Raw genomic sequence first — 18504 nt, 5'->3', positions numbered from 1 at the left:
ACGACACGAGCCGGCCCCCGGACGACGGGGACCGGCTCGGGGCCGTGGGGTGTGCGGCCGGGGCGCCGAGGAGGCGGACGCCCCGACCGCACGGGTCGGTCAGACGGTGGCTGCCTCGTCGGTCTCGGCGACCGCGGCGGAGGCGGCGTGGCCGTGGCCGCAGGTGCAGCTGCCGCCGTTGCGGGCGGAGAGCACCAGGGAGACGGCGTGGGCCCGGTCGCGGGCACCCAGCTTGCGCAGGATGGCCTTGACGTGGCTCTTGACGGTGTCCTCGGAGATGAACAGGTTGCGGCCGATGGCGCGGTTGCTCTGGCCCTGGATCAGCTCGTCGAGGACGTCGGACTCGCGGCGGGTCAGCGGGACCGAGGGGGTGAGCTCCTTGGTGACCGGGACCTCGCTGGGCTCGACGCGGCGGATCTGCGGGTCGACGACGGTGCGGCCGGCGCGGGCGGCCAGGACCGACCAGCCGAGCAGGGTCGGCGAGGTGTTCATGAGCAGGTAGCCGCGGATGCCGGCGGCGAGGGCCTCGTTGACCACGGCGGGGTCCTCGGAGGTGGCGAGCGCGACGATGGCGACGCGGGGGTAGCGGCGGCGCAGGTCGCGGCAGACGTTCAGGGTGGCCGCGCGGCCGGCGCCGAGCTCGACGACGACGGCGTCGGGGCGGGCGGACTCGACCAGGGTCAGGGCCCGGCGGACCTCGCCGGGGACCCCGACGGCCTGCATGCCGGCGGTCTCGTTGACCATGCTGACCAGGCCGCGGCGCAGGACCGGGGCGTCAGCGAGGAGCAGAACGCGGGTGACGCCGCGGGTCGAGCCGGCCGTGGTGCTGGACATTGCATTTCTCCGATCGAGTGCGATGACTGACAGACCGTTCATCGACTCACCCGAGCGGGTGCTTGAACACTTCTTGGTGATTTTTTTCCTCACCACCCGGAATGGCCTCGACCATTCCGGCGAATGGTTCAGCGGCGCCGTCGCCGCCAGGCCGCGACCGGGACCGCGCCGCCGAGCCCGAGCAGCACCGGCGCGACGAGGGCGACGTCGCCCTGCAGCGCCATCCCCTCGGCCTGCTGCGGCTGGATGGCCGGGCTGTCCACGAGGGAGAACCGGCTGAAGGGCCACACGATGACCGAGGCCTTGCCGATGACGTCGTCCACCGCGATCGTGCCGGCGTACTGGTCGCCCACGTGGGAGCGGGAGTCAGCCGAGGCCGACCGGTGGTCACCCATCACCCACAACCGGCCCTCGGGCACGGTGACCGGGCCGAAGGGGCGGGTCTCCAGCGGGGTGTTCTCGTAGATGTAGGGCTCGTCGAGCGGCTGCCCGTCGACGGTGACCCGGCCCTGCTCGTCGCAGCACTGCACGGTCTGCCCGCCGGTGGCGATGACCCGCTTGACGTAGTCGTCCTCGCTGGGCGGGGCGACACCGATGGCCCGGCCGAGGAACAGCGCGGCGGAGGAGAACCAGTTGTCCGGCTCCGACACCTGCACCTCGGGCGTCCAGGTGTCGGGGCCCTGGAAGACGACGACGTCGCCGGGCTGCGGGTCGGAGAACCAGTACGGCGGCTTGGTCACCAGCACCCGGTCACCGGTGCAGCCGGTGCAGCCGTGCAGCGTCTGCTCCATCGAGCCCGACGGGATGAAGAACGCCTGCACCAGGAAGGTCTTCACCAGCAGCGCGAGGACGAAGGCGACGACCAGCAGGATCGGCAGCTCCTTGAGCAGCGAGCCCTTCTTCTGCTCCTCGCGGTCCCGGCGGCGGGCGCGGCGGGAGAACCGGCCGACACCGACCTCGCCGTCGCCCCGGCCGGCGCGGTGGCCCCCGGCCTCGTCGTCGGCGGGGTCGGGGGTCCGGTCGGTGCTCATCGTCGGTCAGCGTACGTTCCGGTGCCGCGCAACCGGCCCAGGACGCACGACGGCCCGGCTGCCGTGGGCAGCCGGGCCGTGCGGGACGTGCGGGGTCAGCGGGCGACGGCCTCGCGGACCTCGCGCTTCTCCTTGATCTTGGCGGCCTTGCCGCGCAGGTCGCGGAGGTAGTACAGCTTGGCCCGGCGGACGTCACCGCGGGTCAGCACCTCGATCTTCTCCACGACGGGGGTGTGCACCGGGAAGGTGCGCTCCACGCCGACGCCGAAGCTGACCTTGCGGACGGTGAAGGTCTCGCGGATGCCCCCGCCCTGGCGGCGCAGGATGACGCCCTGGAAGACCTGGATGCGCGAGCGGTTGCCCTCGATGACCCGCACGTGCACCTTCACGGTGTCCCCGGGGCGGAAGTCGGGGATGTCGTCGCGCAGCGACTCGGCGTCGAGGGCGTCCAGGGTGTTCATCGCAGCAGTCCTCAGTCCTAGCGGTGTCTGTTCTCGGGCTGCCCGCCGGGCGCGCAGCGGCCCTCGGCAGGTGATCCCGGGGAACCGCGCTCGATGCAGAGCGGCAGCAGCAGTGCTCCATCGTGCCACACCGGCGGGCCGGTGGACGCGGCGGCCCTGTGATCTCAGCCGTCGACGACCTGTGGTGGGCCGGTCCACGGCCCGGCGAGCAGCCCGGGCAGCAGGTCGGCGAGCCCGCGCGGGGCGAACCGCTCCCCCGACGCGGCCACCTCGGCCAGGCTCCACCAGCGGTGCGGCTCGTCGGCCAGCACCTCCAGCTCGGTGCGGCCGGCGGTGTCGACGACGTGCTCGACGTCGCGGAGCACGAAGAAGGTCTCCCGGCTGTCGACGACCCGGCCGCCGAACTCCCCGACGTGCCGCCGCAGCCAGACCGGTCCCTCCAGGGCGGCCGGGTGGACGACCAGCCCGGTCTCCTCGGCGAGCTCGCGGACGGCGGCCGCCCGCAGCGACTCGCCGTCCTCGACGCCGCCGCCGGGGGTGTACCACCACTGCACGTCGCCGGGGACGGCGTCCGGGGCGGTCAGCCGGCCGCCGAACAGCAGCACCCGGCCGGCGGGGTCGAGCACCAGGACGCGGGCCGTCGGCCGCACCCACGGCGCCGTCACGCGTCGGCGTCCAGGGCGGCGCGGTCGGCGGCGGTGAGCTCGACACCGGCCAGCAGGTCGGGACGGCGGTCGGCGGTGCGCCGGATGGACTCCGCGCGCCGCCAGCGGGCGATCGCGGCGTGGTCGCCGGACAGCAGCACCGGCGGGACGTCGTGGCCGCGCCAGGACGCCGGCCGGGTGTAGGAGGGCCCCTCGAGGAGGCCGTCGGCGTGCGAGTCGAACTCCACGGACTCGGCGTTGCCGACCACGCCCGGGATGAGCCGGGTGACCGCCTCGACCATCACCAGGACGGCGGACTCCCCGCCGGCCAGCACGTAGTCGCCGATGCTCACCTCCGACACCGGGCCGTGCGCCGCGGCGTCGTCGGCGACCCGCTGGTCGATGCCCTCGTACCGCCCGCAGGCGAAGACCAGGCCCGGCTCGGTCGCCCACTGCGCGGCCACGGCCTGGGTGAAGGGCCGCCCGGCCGGGGTGGGGACGACGAGGCGGGTGCCCGGCGGGCGCACGTCGGCCAGCGCCCGGCCCCACGGCTCGGGGCGCATGACCATGCCGGGCCCGCCGCCGTAGGGGCTGTCGTCGACCGTGCGGTGCACGTCGTCGGTCCAGGCGCGCAGGTCGTGCACGCCCACCTCGACCAGCCCCCTGGCGGCCGCCTTGCCCAGCAGCGCCTGGCCCAGCGGGGCCAGGTACTCCGGGAAGATCGTCAGGACGTCGATCCTCACAGCTCCAGCAGCCCCTCGGGCGGGGTGATGACCAGGTGCCCGGCGGCGACGTCCACGGTCGGGACGATGGCGCGCACGAACGGCACCAGCAGGTCGTGGGTGCCCGGTCGCCGCACGACCAGCAGCTCGGCGGCGTCGTGCCGGACGGCCGAGACGGTGCCGACGACGGTCCCGTCGGTGAGCCGCACCTCCAGCCCGACGAGCTGGTGGTCGTAGAAGGAGTCGTCCTCGAGCTCGGGGAGGTCGGCGACCTCGACCACGAGGACCGTGTTCCGCAGCTCGTCGGCGGCCTGGCGGTCGGCGACGCCCTCGATGCGCAGCAGCAGGGTGCCCGAGTGCCACTTCACCGACTCGACGGTCAGCGGGCCGCGGTCGGCGGGCTCGGTGGCCAGCACGGCGCCGGGGCGGAACCGGCGGTCGGGGTCGTCGGTGCGCACCTCGACGGTCACCTCACCACGAACACCGTGGGGTCGGCCGATGCGGCCGACCACCACGGTGTCGGAGGGGGTGCCCTGCGGGCGCGGGGTGGTGCTCAGCGCCCGTCGGTGTCGACGACGTCGACCCGCAGGCCGCGTCCGCCGACACCGGTCATGACCTGGCGCAGCGCCTTGGCGGTGCGCCCGCCGCGGCCGATGACCTTGCCGAGGTCGTCGGGGTGCACCCGGACCTCGAGGGTCTTGCCGCGGCGACCGTTGATCAGGTCGACGGCGACGTCGTCGGGGTTGTCGACGATGCCCTTGACCAGGTGCTCGAGCGCCTCTTCGAGCACGTCTTACTCGGCAGCGGTCTTGCCGGCGGACCCGTCGGCCGGGGCGTCCTCGGCCAGCTTGGCCTCGGCCTCGGGGGTGGCGTCGGCCTTGACCGCAGCCTTCTTCTTCGGGGTGGTGGCCCCGGCGGCCGGCTCGTCGGCGGCGGCGCGGGCGGCCTCCTCGTAGGCGGCCTTCTTGTCGGGCTTGGGGGCCGCGACCTTCATCGGCTCGGGGGCCGGCTCGCCCTTGAACTTCTGCCAGTCACCGGTGACCCGCAGGATGGCGGCGACGGCCTCGGTCGGCTGCGCGCCGACGCCCAGCCAGTAGGCGGCACGCTCGGCGTCGACCTCGATGAAGGAGGGGTCCTCCTTGGGGTGGTACTTGCCGATCGTCTCGATCGAGCGGCCGTCCCGCTTGGTGCGGGAGTCGGCGACGACGATGCGGTAGTACGGCGCGCGCATCTTGCCCAGACGCATGAGCTTGATCTTGGTGGCCACGGTGGGTGGTGTACTCCTCGTACGGGTTCTCGGGTGCTCGCGCCTGCGGGCGCGTGGGGGTACGCCGGGGGCGGAGCGGGTGGACACGCGGCCGCGACGGTGAGAGGGCCGCCGGCAGCACGTGCTCGACCGCCCATCATGCCAGACGACGGGAGGACGCCGGGATGCTGCTCCACCACGTCGAGCTGTGGGTGCCCGACCTCACCCGCGCCGTCCGCTCCTGGGGGTGGCTGCTGACCGAGCTGGGCGCCGAGCCGTTCCAGGCCTGGTCCGGTGGCCGGTCGTGGCGTTCCGGGGACGTCTACCTCGTCCTGGAGCAGTCGCCGGACCTGGTGGGGACGGCGCACGACCGGCGCCGTCCGGGGCTGAACCACCTGGCCTTCCACGTCCCCGCCGGCCGGCTCGACGGCCTGGTGGACGAGGCCGCGGCGCACGGGTGGCGGCTGCTGTTCGGCGACCGCCACCCGTTCGCCGGTGGCCCCGGGCACCGGGCGGCGTACCTGGAGGACGCCGACGGCTTCGAGGTGGAGCTGGTCGAGCGGGTCAGCCCCTGACGGCGGCCAGCACCGCGGCGGCGGCGCCGTCCACGGGGATGTCCTGCCGCTCGCCGGTGGCCCGGTCGCGCAGCTCCAGGACGCCCTCGGCCAGCCCGCGGCCGACGGTGACGATGGTCGGCATCCCGAGCAGCTCGGCGTCCTTGAACTTCACGCCGGGGCTGACCTTGGGCCGGTCGTCGTAGAGCACGGTGAGCCCGGCGGCGACCAGCTCGCCGGCCAGGGCCTCCGCGGCGGTGAACACCGCGGCGTCCTTGCCGGTGGCGACCAGGTGCACGTCGGCCGGGGCGACCTCGCGCGGCCAGACCAGGCCGAGCTCGTCGTGCGTGGACTCGGCGATGGCGGCCACGGCGCGGGAGACCCCGATGCCGTAGGACCCCATGGTGACGGTGACGAGCTTGCCGTTCTCGTCGAGCACCTTGAGGTCCAGGGCGTCGGCGTACTTGCGGCCGAGGGCGAACACGTGGCCCATCTCCACGCCCCGGGCGAGCTCCAGCGGGCCGGAGCCGTCGGGGGCGGGGTCGCCGGCGCGCACCTCGGCGGCCTCGATGGTGCCGTCCCAGGTGAAGTCCCGGCCGGCCACGAGGTCGAAGACGTGCTTGCCGGCCTCGTTGGCCCCGGTGATCCAGCGGCTGCCGGTGACCACGCGGGGGTCGATGAGGTAGCGGATGCCCGAGTCGCTGTCGGCGCCGAGCACCTGCGGGCCGATGTAGCCCTTGACCAGCACCGGGTGCGCGGCGAAGTCGGTGAACGGCTCGACCTCGGCCGGGGAGACCTGGGCCTCCAGCCGCTTGGTGTCGACCTCGCGGTCGCCGGGGAGGCCGATGACCAGGGGCTCGGCGGTGCCGTCGGGGTGGCGCAGCTGCACGACGACGTTCTTCAGCGTCGAGGCCGCGGTGTAGCCGGCGTCAGGGAAGAGCTCGGTGGCGACGGCGACCAGGGTCTCGATGGTGGGGGTGTCGGGGGTGTCCTCGACGTGCGCGGCCGGCAGGCCGTCGACGGGGATCGCCGCGGGCGCGACGGTGGTGACGGCCTCGACGTTGGCCGCGTACCCCCCCGGCGAGCGCACGAAGGTGTCCTCGCCGATCGGGGTGGGGGTGAGGAACTCCTCCGACCGGGACCCGCCCATGGCGCCGGAGGTGGCCGAGACGATCACGTACTCCAGGCCCAGCCGGTCGAAGATGCGCATGTAGGCGTCGCGGTGCCGGGCGTAGGAGGCGTCCTGGCCGGCGTCGTCGACGTCGAAGGAGTAGCTGTCCTTCATCACGAACTCGCGCCCGCGGAACAGCCCGGCCCGGGGCCGGGCCTCGTCCCGGTACTTGGTCTGGATCTGGTAGATCGACAGCGGCAGGTCCTTGTAGGAACCGTAGAGGTCCTTCACCAGGAGGGTGAACATCTCCTCGTGGGTGGGGCCCAGCAGGAAGTCGGCGCCCTTGCGGTCCTTCAGGCGGAAGACGTTGTCGCCGTACTCGGTCCAGCGGCCGGTGGCCTCGTAGGGCTCGCGGGGCAGCAGCGCCGGGAAGTGCACCTCCTGCGCACCCATCGCGTCCATCTCCTCGCGGACGACGCGCTCGACGTTGCGGTACACCCGCCAGCCCAGCGGCAGCCAGGTGAACCCGCCGGGCGCGGCCCGGCGGATGTAGCCGCCCCGCACGAGCAGGCGGTGGCTGGGGACCTCGGCGTCGGCCGGGTCGTCGCGCAGGGTGCGCAGGAACAGGGTGGACATCCGCAACAGCACGCAGGGAGTCTCCCAGCCCCCGCCCAACGGTTTCCCTACAGGTGGCCCGCCAGCACGGCGGCCGCCGTGCGCAGCTGGTCCGCGGCGGCACCGGCCCCGGCGGCGTCCAGCTGGTCGGCCGCGGCCAGCCGCTCGTCCCGCTCGGCCCGCACGACGGCGCGGACGTCGTCCTCGGCGAGCTCCCGCCGGCATCCGCGCCACGAGGTCCGTCAGCGGCAGGGCCTCAGCGGGAGGGGGTGACCACGCGGCCGCGGAGCAGGGTGAGCTGCGGGCGGGCCAGGGCGTCGAGGTCGGCGCGGGGGTCGGCGTCGTAGACGACCAGGTCGGCCGGGGCGCCCTCGACCAGGCCGGGCAGGCCCAGCCACTCCCGCGCGGCCCACGACGCCGCGGCCAGTGCCGCCTCGCGCGGCAGCCCGGCGGCGTGCAGCGCCCGGACCTCCTCGCCGATGGTCCCGTGGTCGATGCCGCCGCCGGCGTCGGTGCCGGCGAACACCGGCACCCCGGCCTCGTACGCCGCCCGCACCACCGCACCCGACGAGGCGTACAGCCGGCGCATCGTCGAGGCGTAGGCGGGGAACTTCGCCTCGCCCGCCGCGGCGAACCCGGGGAAGTTCTCCACGTTCACCAGCGTGGGGACGACGGCGGTGCCGCGCGCGGCCATCTCGGAGATGAGGTCCTCGGTCAGGCCGGTGCCGTGCTCCACGCAGTCGATTCCTGCCCGGATGAGCCCGGGCAGCGCGTCGCTGCCGAAGGTGTGCGCGGTGACCCGGGCGCCCTCGGCGTGCGCGGCGGCGATCGCGTCGGCCAGCGCGTCGTCGGGCCACAGCGGGCCCAGGTCGCCGGCCCCGCGGTCGATCCAGTCACCGACCAGCTTCACCCAGCCGTCCCCGCGGCGGGCCTGCACCCGCACCTCGTCGGCCAGCGACGCGGGCTCCACCTCCACGGCCAGACCCGGGATGTAGCGCCGCTCGCGGGCCACGTGCCGGCCGGCGCGCAGGATCCGCGGCAGCTCGGGGTCGTCGTCCAGCGCCCGGGTGTCGACCGGCGACCCGCAGTCGCGCAGCAGCAGCACCCCGGCGTCCCGCTCCACGAGGGCCTGTTCGCGGGCCGCGGCCAGGTCCTCGACGTGGCCGCCGCCCCGGGCGATGCCGACGTGGCAGTGCGCGTCGACCAGCCCCGGCAGCACGAACCCGCCCCGGGAGACCGTCGGCGCGCCCGGCACCGGCTCGAAGGTGAGCCGCCCGTCGCGCACCCACAGGTCGCGGGTCTCGTCCCCGGGCAGCAGCACCCCCGACAGGTGCACGGCTCAGCGGTCCTTGAACTGGCTGAAGTCGAGCTTGGAGAGGTCCGGCATGGCCTGGCCCGGCGGCAGCCCCGGGATCCCGCCCGGCGGCATCGTGGGGCCGGCGCCGATCTGGCGCCGCGCCGGCTTCTTGCCCTTGCCCTTGCCGCCCTTGCGGGCCGGGGCCTGCTGCTGGCGGCCGCGGGCCTTCTTCGACATCGGGCCCATCCCCGGCATGCCCATCGAGCCGGCCATCTGGCCCATCATCTTCTGGGCCTGCGCGAAGCGCTCCAGCAGCGAGTTGACCTCGGTGACGGTGACGCCGGAGCCGTTGGCGATCCGGACCCGGCGCGAGGCGTTGATGATCTTGGGGGTGTTCCGCTCCCCCGGCGTCATCGACCGGATGATCGCCGCGGTGCGGTCGAGGTCCCGGTCGTCGATGTTCTTCAGCTGCTCCTTCATCTGCCCGGCACCGGGCAGCATGCCGAGCAGGTTGGCGATCGGCCCCATCTTCCGGATCGCCATCATCTGCTCGAGGAAGTCCTCGAGGGTGAAGCCGTCGCGGCTGGCCAGCTTGCCGGCCATCTTCTCGGCCTGCTCGGCGTCGAAGGCCTGCTCGGCCTGCTCGATGAGGGTGAGCACGTCGCCCATGCCGAGGATGCGCGAGGCCATCCGCTCGGGGTGGAAGACGTCGAAGTCGGCCAGCTTCTCGCCGGTCGAGGCGAACATGATCGGCTGGCCGGTGACCCCGCGGACCGACAGCGCGGCACCACCGCGGGCGTCGCCGTCGAGCTTGGTGAGCACGACGCCGGAGAACCCGACGCCCTCCTGGAACGCGATCGCGGTGGTGACGGCGTCCTGGCCGATCATCGCGTCGACGACGAACAGCGTCTCGTCGGGCTGCACGGCGTCGCGGATGCCGGCGGCCTGGGCCATCAGCTCGGCGTCGATGCCCAGCCGGCCGGCGGTGTCGACCACGACGACGTCGTGCATGGTGCGGCGGGCGTGCTCGATCGACTCGCGGGCGACCTCGATCGGGTCGCCGACGCCGTTGCCCGGCTGCGGGGCGTAGACGTCGACCCCGGCCTGGCCGGCGACGACGGAGAGCTGGTTGACCGCGTTGGGGCGCTGCAGGTCGCAGGCCACCAGCAGCGGGGTGTGCCCCTGCGCCTTGAGCCAGCGGCCCAGCTTGCCGGCCAGGGTCGTCTTCCCGGCGCCCTGCAGACCGGCCAGCATGATGACCGTCGGCGAGGTCTTGGCGTACCGGATCCGCCGGGTCTCCCCGCCGAGGATGCCGACGAGCTCCTCGTTGACGATCTTGATGATCTGCTGGGCGGGGTTCAGCGCCTGGCTGACCGCGGCACCGCGGGCCCGCTCCTTGACCGACCCGATGAACTCGCGCACGACCGGCAGCGCGACGTCGGCCTCGAGCAGCGCGATCCGGATCTCCCGGGCGGTGGCGTCGATGTCGGCGTCGGAGAGCCGGCCCTTGCCGCGCAGCCCGGTGAAGACCTTGTCGAGCCGGTCGGAGAGGGTCTCGAACACAACACGTCCTCAGCAGCGGTGGAACCAGGGGCTCCCCAGGGTATCCAGCCTCAGTGCACGGCCGGGTCGGGTGCGGTGCCGGCGGCCGCGGCCAGCAGCGAGGCGGCGACCCGCTCGCGCTGGCCCTCGTCGACCGGCGTGCCCGAGGGGTCGGCCAGGTAGAAGGCGTCGACGGCGTCGGCGCCCAGGGTCTCCACCGTCGCGCCGCGCACGTCCAGGCCCTCGGCGGCCAGGGCGGCGGTGAGCCGGTAGAGCAGGCCGGCCCGGTCGGTGGCCCGCACCTCGACCAGGGTGTTGGCCGCCCCGGTCGCCTCGGCGTCGAACCAGGCCACCCGCGGCGGCGCGCCGCGGCCGGCGTCCTGGCGGTAGTCGCGCTCCCGCTGGGCCAGCCGCTCCCCCAGCGGCAGGGTGCCCTCCATCGCCGCGCGCACGCCGTCGGCGAGGATCCCGGGCACCGGCACCCGCCCGAACCGCGGCCGGACGGCGAACACCGAGGTGGCGTACCCGGCCTCGACGGTCACCCGCGCGGCCCGGACGTCGAGCTGGTTGAGCGCCAGCACGCCGGCGCACAGCGCGAACAGGCCCGGGCGGTCGGGCGCACCGATGGTGACCTGCTGGCCGTCGGCGACGTCCTCCACCCCGACGGTCACCGGCCGGGTCGGGCCCGGGATCTCCGGCGCCGGGGTGCTGACCTGCGGGTCGCTGGGCTCCAGCACCGGCTCGGGGACGGCTGCCGACCCCAGCCGCGCAGCCACCCGGCCGACCAGCGCCGCGACCAGGTGCGCCTTCCAGGGCGACCAGGCCGAGGTGGAGGTCGCCGCGCCGTCGGCCTGGGCGAGGGCGTGCAGCAGCTGCAGCAGCGCCGGGTCGCCGCCGATGGCCTCCACGACGCGGTCGATGGTGGCCGGGTCGTCGAGGTCGCGGTGGGTGGCCACGTCCGGCAGCAGCAGGTGCCAGCGCACCATCGCCACGAGCATGTCCACGTCGGCCGGGGCGAACCCCATCCGGGTGGCCACCTCCCGCACGACGACCGCGCCGACCTCGGAGTGGTCGCCGGGGTGGCCCTTGCCGATGTCGTGCAGCAGCGCGCCGACCAGCAGCAGGTCGGGCCGGTCGACGTCGCGGGTCAGCTCCGCGCCCGCCGCCGCGGCCTCCACCAGGTGCCGGTCCACGGTGAACCGGTGCCACGGGTGCCGCTGGGGCAGCGACCGGACGTGGTCCCACTCGGGGAGCATCCGGACCAGCAGGCCCTCCTGGTCCAGCTGCTCCACCACCGGGACGGCGCTGCGCCCGCTGGCCAGCAGCCGCAGGAACGACCAGCGCACCTCGGCCGGCCACGGCTCGGGCAGCGGTGGGGAGTGCGCGCCGAGCACCTTGAGCGTGTAGGGCGACAGCAGCAGGTCCGCGTGCGCGGCCGCGGCGGCCCCGCGCAGCACCAGGCCGGGGTCGGCGGCGGGCTTGGCGTCGCGGGCGAGCACCACCTCGTCGCCCTGCCGGACCAGGCCCTCGGCCAGCGGCTCGCGGCGCACCCGCCGGTACCGGCCGCGGGGACGGCGGACCATCGCCGCGTCCACCCGCCGCCACGCCTCGTCGACCACGAAGGCCAGCCGCCGTCCGGCCAGGCTCACCCGGCGCAGCAGCACGTCGTCGTCGGGCAGGCCCAGGGCGGCGGCGACCCCGGCCTGCTCCTGGCGCACCAGCACGTCGCCGGCCCGGCGGGTGCGGCGGCGCAGCTCGTCGCGGACGTCGACCAGGAACGCGTAGGCCTCGCCGGCGTCGGCCGGGGGCTCGTCGACCAGCTGGGCGAGGGAGAGCGCGCGCAGCACCTGCCCGTCGCGCAACCCGCCGTAGGCCTCCTTCAGGTCGGGCTCGAGCAGGAAGCCCAGCTCGCCGACCGTGCGCGCCCGGGCGCGGCGCAGCTCCTTCAGCTCGGGCAGCAGCCGGGCCGCGCGCTGCCGCCACGAGGCGAGGGTGGCCGAGCGCAGCGCGGCGACCAGCTCGGCGTCCCCGGCGACCAGCCGCACGTCGAGCAGGCCCAGGCCGGCCTTGACGTCGTCCCCGGCCACCGCGGCCGCCTCGGCGACGGTGCGCACCGAGTGGTCGAGCTTGTGCCCGGCGTCCCAGACCGGGTACCAGACCGCGTCGGCGACCTGGCCGATGCCGCGGCGCCCGTCGTGCACCAGCACCAGGTCCAGGTCGCCGCGCGGTGCGGGCTCCCGGCGGCCGAGGCTGCCGACCGCGGCCAGTGCGACCCCGGTGCGGTCGCCGGCGGGCACGGCGTCGCCCAGCAGGCCGGTCAGCCAGCCGTCCAGCGCCGCGACCCGCTCCGCGCGGGGCAGGGCGGCGAGCTCGTCGGGGGTCGGTGCCGGGTGTGCCAGGGGGATCACCTCGTCGTGAGCGGGACCGTGGGCGGGGCCGTGGGCGGGGCGGGAACGGCGTCGGCCGGGGCGGTGGGGGTCCCCACCACCCCGGCCGACGGGACGGGTGCTGCGACTAGAGCGCGTCGGCCCCGCGCTCCCCGGTGCGGACCCGCACGATCTCGTCGATCGTGGTGACCCAGACCTTGCCGTCGCCGATCTGGCCGGTGGAGGCGGACTCCACGACGGCGTCGACCACGCGGGCGGCGTCGTGCTCGCTGACCACGACCTCGATCCGCACCTTGGGGACGAAGTCCACCTGGTACTCCGCACCGCGGTAGACCTCGGTGTGGCCGCGCTGGCGGCCGAAGCCCTGGACCTCGGAGACGGTGAGCCCGGCGATGCCGATCAGCTCGAGGGCGTTCTTGACGTCGTCCAGCTTGAACGGCTTGACGATCGCGGTGACCAGCTTCATCAGTGCGAACCCTCCACGGTCTTGGCGGTGGTGGCCTGGTGGAGGGCGGACCCGCTCCCACCGCTCAGGCTGGTGAAGTCGTAGCCGGACTCGGCGTGCACGACCTGGTCGATGCCGGCGACCTCGTCCTCCTCGGTGATCCGGAAGCCCATCGTCTTCTCGATGACCAGCCCGATGACGTAGGTGACCACGAAGGAGACGACCAGGACGGCGACGGCGCCGACGACCTGGCGCCACAGCTGGTCCACGCTACCGCCGTAGAAGAGGCTCTCCACACCGGCGGGGGCGTCGGGGTCGGCCAGGAAGCCGATGGCGATGGTGCCCCAGAGGCCACCGACGAGGTGGACGCCGACGACGTCGAGGGAGTCGTCGTAGCCGAACCGGTACTTCAGGCCGACCGCCAGGGCGCAGAGCACACCGGCGATCGCGCCCAGGATGATCGCGCCGATCGGCGAGACCGCGGAGCAGGCCGGGGTGATGGCGACCAGGCCGGCGACGACGCCGGAGGCACCGCCCAGCGAGGTGGAGTGCCCGTCGCGGATCTTCTCCGTCAGCAGCCAGCCCAGCGCGGCGGCACCGGTGGCGACCAGGGTGTTCACCCAGACCACCGCGGCGGTGTTGTTGGCGGCCAGGGCGGAGCCGGCGTTGAAGCCGAACCAGCCGAACCAGAGCAGGCCGGCGCCGATCATCACCAGCGGCAGGTTGTGCGGGCGCATGGCCTCCCGGCCGAAGCCGCGGCGCTTGCCGAGGACCAGGGCGAGGGCCAGGCCCGCGGCACCGGCGTTGATGTGCACCGCGGTGCCGCCGGCGAAGTCGATGGCGGCCAGGTTGTTGGCGATCCAGCCGCCGACGTGGCTGACCGTGCCGTCGTCCTCGGTGATGGTGAAGTCGAAGACCCAGTGGGCGATCGGGAAGTAGACGATGGTCACCCAGACGCCGGTGAAGACCATCCAGGCGCCGAACTTGGCGCGGTCGGCGATGGCGCCGGAGATGAGCGCGACGGTGATGATGGCGAAGACGGCCTGGAAGCCGACGAAGGCCATGACCGGGTAGCCGCCGACGTCGGTGGTGACGTCCTCCATCAGGCCCTTGAGGCCCAGGTACTCGGTCGGGTCGCCGAGCAGGCCCCCGCCGACGTCGTTGCCGAAGGCGAACGAGTAGCCGTAGAGCACCCAGAGCACGCTGACCAGCGCCAGGGCTCCGAAGCTCATCATCATCATGTTGAGGACGCTCTTGGCGCGGACCATGCCGCCGTAGAAGAGCGCGAGGCCCGGGGTCATCAGCAGCACGAGGGCCGCGCTGGTGAGGATCCAGGCGGTGTCGCCGGTGTTGACCACGGCAACCTCCTGATCAGGGGTCGTCGGCCATCGGCCGGGGCGGTGGGGGGTGTGCGGAACACCGTGCCGACACCGTGTTTCCGACGGCGGTGCGGGCGTGTTTCGCGGTCGTGAACTCCGCCGCGCGTGTCGCGCCCCCGTGCTACGGCCGTGTTGCGCCGGCCCCGGACCGGCTTGTTGCGACCCCTGTGCAGGTGCGAGGTCCTCGCACTAGTGTCCGGCCGTGACCACCACCGCGCCCGCCCCCGTCGCCGTCCCGGCGCGGGGCTTCAGCCGCCGTGACAAGCGCAGCATCGCCACCATGGCCGCCGTCGTCGTCGGGCTGCACGTGCTCGGCTGGGGCGTGCTGCTGCTCGCGGTCGCCCCGCAGCGGCTGGACCTCGGCAGCGCCGGCGTGCTCGGCGTGGGCGTCGGGCTGACCGCCTACCTGCTCGGCGTGCGGCACGCCTTCGACGCCGACCACATCGCCGTCATCGACAACACCACCCGCAAGCTGGTCGGCGACGGCACGCCCGCGGTGGGCACCGGGTTCTGGTTCTCCCTCGGCCACTCGTCGGTCGTGCTGGTCGCCAGCGTGCTGCTCGCGCTGGGCGTGCAGTCCGTCGCCGGGGTCATCCAGGACGGCGACTCCTCCGCGGCCTCGGTGCTCGGCCTGGTCGGCACCCTGGTCGCCGGCGCCTTCCTGCTGGTCATCGGCGCGATGAACCTCGTCGCCGTCGTGGGCATCGCCAAGGTGCTGCGCGGCATGCGCTCGGGCCAGCTGGACGAGGCCCAGCTCGAGCACCACCTGCACAACCGCGGCTTCATGGCCCGGGTGCTGGGCCGGTTCACCCGCCGGGTGTCCAAGCCCTGGCACCTCTACCCGGTCGGCCTGCTCATGGGCCTGGGCTTCGACACCGCCACCCAGGTCGGTCTCCTGGTGCTCATCGCCGGGTCGGCGGCGTTCGTGCTGCCCTGGTACGCCATCGTCGTGCTGCCGGTGCTGTTCATGGCCGGCATGAGCCTGTTCGACACCGCCGACGGCGTGCTCATGACCCGGGCCTACGGCTGGGCCCTGGTGAAGCCGGTGCGCAAGGTCTTCTACAACCTGACCGTCACCACGCTGTCGGTCACCGTCGCCCTCGGCGTCGGCTCGCTGGTGCTCGTCGGCCTGCTCGTCGAGCGCTTCGGCATCACCGACGGCCCGCTGGCCTGGCTGGCGTCGTGGGACCTGGACTACGTCGGCTTCGGCATCGTCGCGCTGTTCGTGCTCACCTGGGGCGCGGCGCTGTCCGTCTGGCGCTGGGGCCGGGTCGAGGAGCGCTACTCCGCGGTGCCCGACGCCACCTGACGCCCGGCCCCCGATTGGGCCCCCGGCTCAGCCCCCGACTCAACCCCCGACCAGGGCCTCGGCGAACGCGCGGGGCTCGAAGGGGGCCAGGTCGTCGGCGCCCTCCCCCAGCCCGACCAGCTTCACCGGGATGCCCAGCTCGCGCTGCACCGAGACCACGATGCCGCCCTTGGCGGTGCCGTCGAGCTTGGTCAGCACCACACCGGTGACCGCGACGGCCTCGGTGAAGACCCGGGCCTGCACCACGCCGTTCTGGCCGGTGGTGGCGTCGAGCACCAGCAGCACCTCGTCGACCGGGCTCAGCTTCTCCACCACCCGCTTGACCTTTCCCAGCTCGTCCATCAGGCCGAGCTTGGTGTGCAGCCGGCCGGCGGTGTCCACCAGCACCGCGTCGACGTCGGCCTCCCGGCCGGTCTTCACCGCGTCGTAGGCCACCGAGGCCGGGTCGCCGCCCTCGGGGCCCCGGACGGTGGGGACGCCGACCCGCTCGCCCCAGGTCTCCAGCTGGTCGGCCGCGGCGGCGCGGAAGGTGTCGGCGGCACCGAGCAGCACGCTGCGGCCGTCGCCGACCAGGACCCGGGCGACCTTGCCGCAGGTGGTCGTCTTGCCCGCGCCGTTCACCCCGACGACGAGCACGACGGCCGGGCGGTCGAGCTCGCGGTCGGTGGCCAGCGAGCGGTCCAGGTCCGGGCCGAGGACGGAGGTCAGCTCGGTGACCAGCAGCTCCCGCAGCGCCGTCCCGTCGCCGGTGGCCAGCACCAGCGACTGGGTGCGCAGCCGCTGCACGATCTGGGTGGTGGCGGCGACGCCGACGTCGGCGGCCAGGAGGGTCTCCTCGACCTCCTCCCAGTCCTCCTCGGTCAGCTTCTCGCGGGCGAGCACGGTGAGCAGGCCGCGGCCCAGCGAGGACTGCGAGCGGGCCAGCCGGCTGCGCAGCCGGACCAGCCGGCCGGCCGAGGGCGGCGGCACCTCGAAGGTCAGCCCCGGCTCGGGCTGCGCCGGGGGCAGCTGGACCGGCGGGACGGCGACGTCCTCGGTGCCCACCGGGGGCACCGTGGTGGGCGGGGTCGTGGCCTGCTCGTCGCCCGGGCGCGGCCGGGTCAGCGTCGGGGCAGCGGTGCCGTCCTCCAGCCGGGTCGTCCGGCGGCCGCGGCCGACCAGCAGGCCCACCCCGAGCAGCAGCGCGACGACGACGACCGCGACGGCGATGATCACGAACTCCATGCACACCAGTCTCCCAGCCCGGACTGGGCGGCACCGGGCGCGGTGGGCCAAGCTGGCCGCGTGCCGACGACGCCGCGCCTGGTCCTGGGTCCGCTGCTGCGCCACGTCGACCCCGTGTCGGCGACGGTGTGGGTGGAGACCGACCGGCCGTGCACGGTGCGGGTGCTGGACACCACCGCGCGCACCTTCCGCGTGCAGGGCCACCACTACGCCCTCGTCGTCGTCGAGGGGCTGGTGCCGGGCAGCACCACGCCGTACGAGGTGCACCTGGACGACGTCCCCGTCTGGCCGCCGGCCCGCTCACCGTTCCCGCCCAGCCGCATCCGCACCCCCGGTGGCCCGGGGCCCTTCCGCATCGCGTTCGGCTCCTGCCGGTACGCCACGCCCGCCTCCGCCGACGCCCGCGACGGCATCCCGCCCGACGCGCTGGACTGCTACGCCGCGCAGCTGGCGGGCATGCCGCAGGACCGGTGGCCCGACGCGCTGGTGCTGCTCGGCGACCAGGTCTACGCCGACGAGACCACCCCGCCCACCCAGGCCTGGATGGCCGGCCGCCGCGACCTGTCGCAGCCGCCGGGCCCGCAGGCGGCGGACTTCGAGGAGTACACCCGGCTCTACCGGGAGTCCTGGGGCGACCCGGAGGTGCGCTGGCTGCTGTCGACGATCCCGTCGTCGATGATCTTCGACGACCACGAGATGATCGACGACTGGAACACCTCGGCGGCCTGGCGGACGCAGATCGAGCGTGAGCCGTGGTGGCGCACCCGGATCACCGGCGGGCTGACCAGCTATTGGGTCTACCAGCACCTGGGCAACCTCTCCCCCGCCGAGCTCGCCGACAACGCCACCTGGCAGGCGATGCAGGGCCAGGACGACGCCGGGCCGATGCTCACCGCGATGGCCGAGGGCGCCGACGGCGACCCGGGCGCGTTCCGCTGGAGCTACGTGCGGCACTGGGACCACGTGCGGCTGGTGATGGTGGACAGCCGCGCCGGCCGGGTGCTCGCCGAGACCGACCGGAAGATCCTCGACGACGCCGAGTTCGACTGGGTCGAGCAGGCGCTGCGCGAGGCCGCCGCCGACGGCGTGGACCACGTGCTGGTCGGCACCTCCCTGCCCTGGCTGCTGCCGCACGCCATCCACGACGTCGAGCGGTGGGACGAGACCCTCGCCGTCCGGCACTCCGGCCGGCTGCTCGGCCGGCTGGCCGAGCAGCTCCGCCAGGCCGCCGACCTCGAGCACTGGGCGGCCTTCGGCCAGTCCTTCGAGCGGCTGGGCCGGGCGCTGGTGTCGGTGGCCCGCGGCGAGGCCGGCCGGGCGCCGTCCACCGTGCTGGTGCTCTCCGGCGACGTGCACCACGCCTACGCCGCCGAGCTGGTCTCCCCCGGCGGCCTGCGCAGCCGGGTGCACCAGCTGACCGTCTCCCCGCTGCACAACCAGGCACCGCACGCCATCGAGGTCGGGTTCCGGATCGGGTGGAGCCGGTGGGCCCGCGCGCTCACCGGCGCCATCACCAAGGCCGCCCGGGTGCGGCGCACCGGCCTGGAGTGGTCCAAGCAGGCCGGCCCGTTCTTCGGCAACGAGCTCGGCGAGCTGGTGCTCACCGGCCCGGACGCCCGGTTCCGGCTCTGGGCCACCAGCCGGGCCGACGACGGCAGCCCGGTGTTCACCCGGGTGCTGGACACCGAGCTGGCCTGACGGGG

The 18504-nt window shown here is 74.5% G+C and carries 18 protein-coding genes; 3 read left to right on the top strand and 15 right to left on the bottom strand.

What is annotated here, in order from left to right; genetic code table 11:
* Positions 1-99: 99 nt before the first annotated feature.
* The 8 genes from BM158_RS07545 to rpsP all read right to left on the bottom strand — a co-directional run bounded on the left by BM158_RS07545 (position 100) and on the right by rpsP (position 4959).
* Positions 100-834, bottom strand: a complete 735-nt coding sequence (locus BM158_RS07545; RefSeq protein ID WP_091555950.1) for a LuxR C-terminal-related transcriptional regulator — start codon at positions 832-834, stop codon at positions 100-102.
* Between the two features lie 128 nt (positions 835-962).
* Positions 963-1865: a signal peptidase I gene (gene lepB, locus BM158_RS07540; protein ID WP_091555948.1), complete on the bottom strand. Its 903-nt coding sequence runs from the start codon at positions 1863-1865 to the stop codon at positions 963-965.
* Between the two features lie 95 nt (positions 1866-1960).
* Positions 1961-2326: a 50S ribosomal protein L19 gene (gene rplS, locus BM158_RS07535; protein WP_091555946.1), complete on the bottom strand. Its 366-nt coding sequence runs from the start codon at positions 2324-2326 to the stop codon at positions 1961-1963.
* Positions 2327-2490: 164 nt separating this feature from the next.
* Positions 2491-2991 carry an NUDIX hydrolase gene (locus tag BM158_RS07530; protein WP_091555944.1) on the bottom strand — a complete coding sequence of 167 codons (501 nt, stop codon included), beginning with the start codon at positions 2989-2991 and terminating at the stop codon, positions 2491-2493.
* Entirely contained in the window at positions 2988-3713 is a 726-nt protein-coding gene (trmD, locus tag BM158_RS07525) for a tRNA (guanosine(37)-N1)-methyltransferase TrmD (protein ID WP_091555942.1), read from the bottom strand. Before trmD ends, BM158_RS07530 begins: the two co-directional genes overlap by 4 nt.
* A complete protein-coding gene (gene rimM / locus BM158_RS07520) occupies positions 3710-4204 on the bottom strand; it encodes a ribosome maturation factor RimM (RefSeq protein ID WP_278247563.1) in 495 nt (164 codons plus the stop codon). The genes trmD and rimM overlap by 4 nt, the downstream gene beginning before the upstream one ends.
* 41 nt (positions 4205-4245) lie before the next feature.
* Positions 4246-4482 (bottom strand): RNA-binding protein, encoded by a 237-nt coding sequence (locus BM158_RS07515; RefSeq protein WP_091066043.1) that lies wholly within the window; start codon positions 4480-4482, stop codon positions 4246-4248.
* Between the two features lie 3 nt (positions 4483-4485).
* The gene (rpsP, locus tag BM158_RS07510) at positions 4486-4959 is read right to left on the bottom strand and encodes a 30S ribosomal protein S16 (protein ID WP_091555939.1); all 474 of its coding nucleotides are present in this window, start codon (positions 4957-4959) and stop codon (positions 4486-4488) included.
* A 164-nt stretch (positions 4960-5123) separates the two neighbouring features.
* Here rpsP and BM158_RS07505 point away from each other — a divergent pair, with 164 nt between their 5' ends.
* Entirely contained in the window at positions 5124-5513 is a 390-nt protein-coding gene (locus tag BM158_RS07505) for a VOC family protein (protein WP_191328624.1), read from the top strand.
* Here BM158_RS07505 and BM158_RS07500 read toward each other — a convergent pair.
* The 6 genes from BM158_RS07500 to BM158_RS07475 form a co-directional block, all read right to left on the bottom strand.
* Positions 5503-7239 carry a proline--tRNA ligase gene (locus BM158_RS07500; protein WP_229827579.1) on the bottom strand — a complete coding sequence of 579 codons (1737 nt, stop codon included), beginning with the start codon at positions 7237-7239 and terminating at the stop codon, positions 5503-5505. The two genes, BM158_RS07505 and BM158_RS07500, sit on opposite strands and share 11 nt — an antisense overlap.
* 235 nt (positions 7240-7474) lie before the next feature.
* Positions 7475-8554 carry an amidohydrolase family protein gene (locus BM158_RS07495; protein ID WP_091555936.1) on the bottom strand — a complete coding sequence of 360 codons (1080 nt, stop codon included), beginning with the start codon at positions 8552-8554 and terminating at the stop codon, positions 7475-7477.
* A 3-nt stretch (positions 8555-8557) separates the two neighbouring features.
* A complete protein-coding gene (ffh, locus tag BM158_RS07490) occupies positions 8558-10078 on the bottom strand; it encodes a signal recognition particle protein (RefSeq protein ID WP_091555934.1) in 1521 nt (506 codons plus the stop codon).
* A gap of 50 nt (positions 10079-10128) precedes the next feature.
* Complete coding sequence (locus BM158_RS07485; protein WP_229827580.1) at positions 10129-12465, bottom strand: [protein-PII] uridylyltransferase; 2337 nt, start codon at positions 12463-12465, stop codon at positions 10129-10131.
* Between the two features lie 106 nt (positions 12466-12571).
* On the bottom strand, positions 12572-12910 hold the full coding sequence (locus BM158_RS07480) for a P-II family nitrogen regulator (RefSeq protein ID WP_091066026.1): 339 nt from the start codon (positions 12908-12910) through the stop codon (positions 12572-12574).
* Complete coding sequence (locus BM158_RS07475; RefSeq protein ID WP_091555932.1) at positions 12910-14247, bottom strand: ammonium transporter; 1338 nt, start codon at positions 14245-14247, stop codon at positions 12910-12912. Before BM158_RS07475 ends, BM158_RS07480 begins: the two co-directional genes overlap by 1 nt.
* A 223-nt stretch (positions 14248-14470) precedes the next feature.
* Here BM158_RS07475 and nicT point away from each other — a divergent pair, with 223 nt between their 5' ends.
* Positions 14471-15577 (top strand): Nickel transporter NicT, encoded by a 1107-nt coding sequence (nicT, locus tag BM158_RS07470; protein ID WP_229827581.1) that lies wholly within the window; start codon positions 14471-14473, stop codon positions 15575-15577.
* A 39-nt stretch (positions 15578-15616) separates the two neighbouring features.
* On the opposite strand, the gene ftsY is transcribed toward nicT, so the two are convergent.
* A complete protein-coding gene (gene ftsY / locus BM158_RS07465) occupies positions 15617-16801 on the bottom strand; it encodes a signal recognition particle-docking protein FtsY (protein WP_091555930.1) in 1185 nt (394 codons plus the stop codon).
* Positions 16802-16861: 60 nt separating this feature from the next.
* On the opposite strand from ftsY, the gene BM158_RS07460 reads away from it, so the two are divergent.
* Positions 16862-18499 (top strand): alkaline phosphatase D family protein, encoded by a 1638-nt coding sequence (locus BM158_RS07460; protein ID WP_091555928.1) that lies wholly within the window; start codon positions 16862-16864, stop codon positions 18497-18499.
* Positions 18500-18504: the final 5 nt, after the last annotated feature.

This window comes from Klenkia taihuensis (genome assembly GCF_900112525.1).
GTDB lineage: Bacteria > Actinomycetota > Actinomycetes > Mycobacteriales > Geodermatophilaceae > Klenkia > Klenkia taihuensis.
Note: the sequence above shows the minus strand (reverse complement) of the source record. Positions and strands in the feature narration are given on the sequence as shown.

Excerpts from the sequence above, each read along its gene's own strand:
- BM158_RS07545 (WP_091555950.1), bottom strand. The coding sequence starts at position 834 with ATGTCCAGCACCACGGCCGGCTCGACCCGCGGCGTCACCCGCGTTCTG.
- lepB (WP_091555948.1), bottom strand. The coding sequence starts at position 1,865 with ATGAGCACCGACCGGACCCCCGACCCCGCCGACGACGAGGCCGGGGGC.
- rplS (WP_091555946.1), bottom strand. The coding sequence starts at position 2,326 with ATGAACACCCTGGACGCCCTCGACGCCGAGTCGCTGCGCGACGACATC.
- BM158_RS07505 (WP_191328624.1), top strand. The coding sequence starts at position 5,124 with ATGCTGCTCCACCACGTCGAGCTGTGGGTGCCCGACCTCACCCGCGCC.
- BM158_RS07500 (WP_229827579.1), bottom strand. The coding sequence starts at position 7,239 with ATGTCCACCCTGTTCCTGCGCACCCTGCGCGACGACCCGGCCGACGCC.
- BM158_RS07480 (WP_091066026.1), bottom strand. The coding sequence starts at position 12,910 with ATGAAGCTGGTCACCGCGATCGTCAAGCCGTTCAAGCTGGACGACGTC.
- ftsY (WP_091555930.1), bottom strand. The coding sequence starts at position 16,801 with ATGGAGTTCGTGATCATCGCCGTCGCGGTCGTCGTCGTCGCGCTGCTG.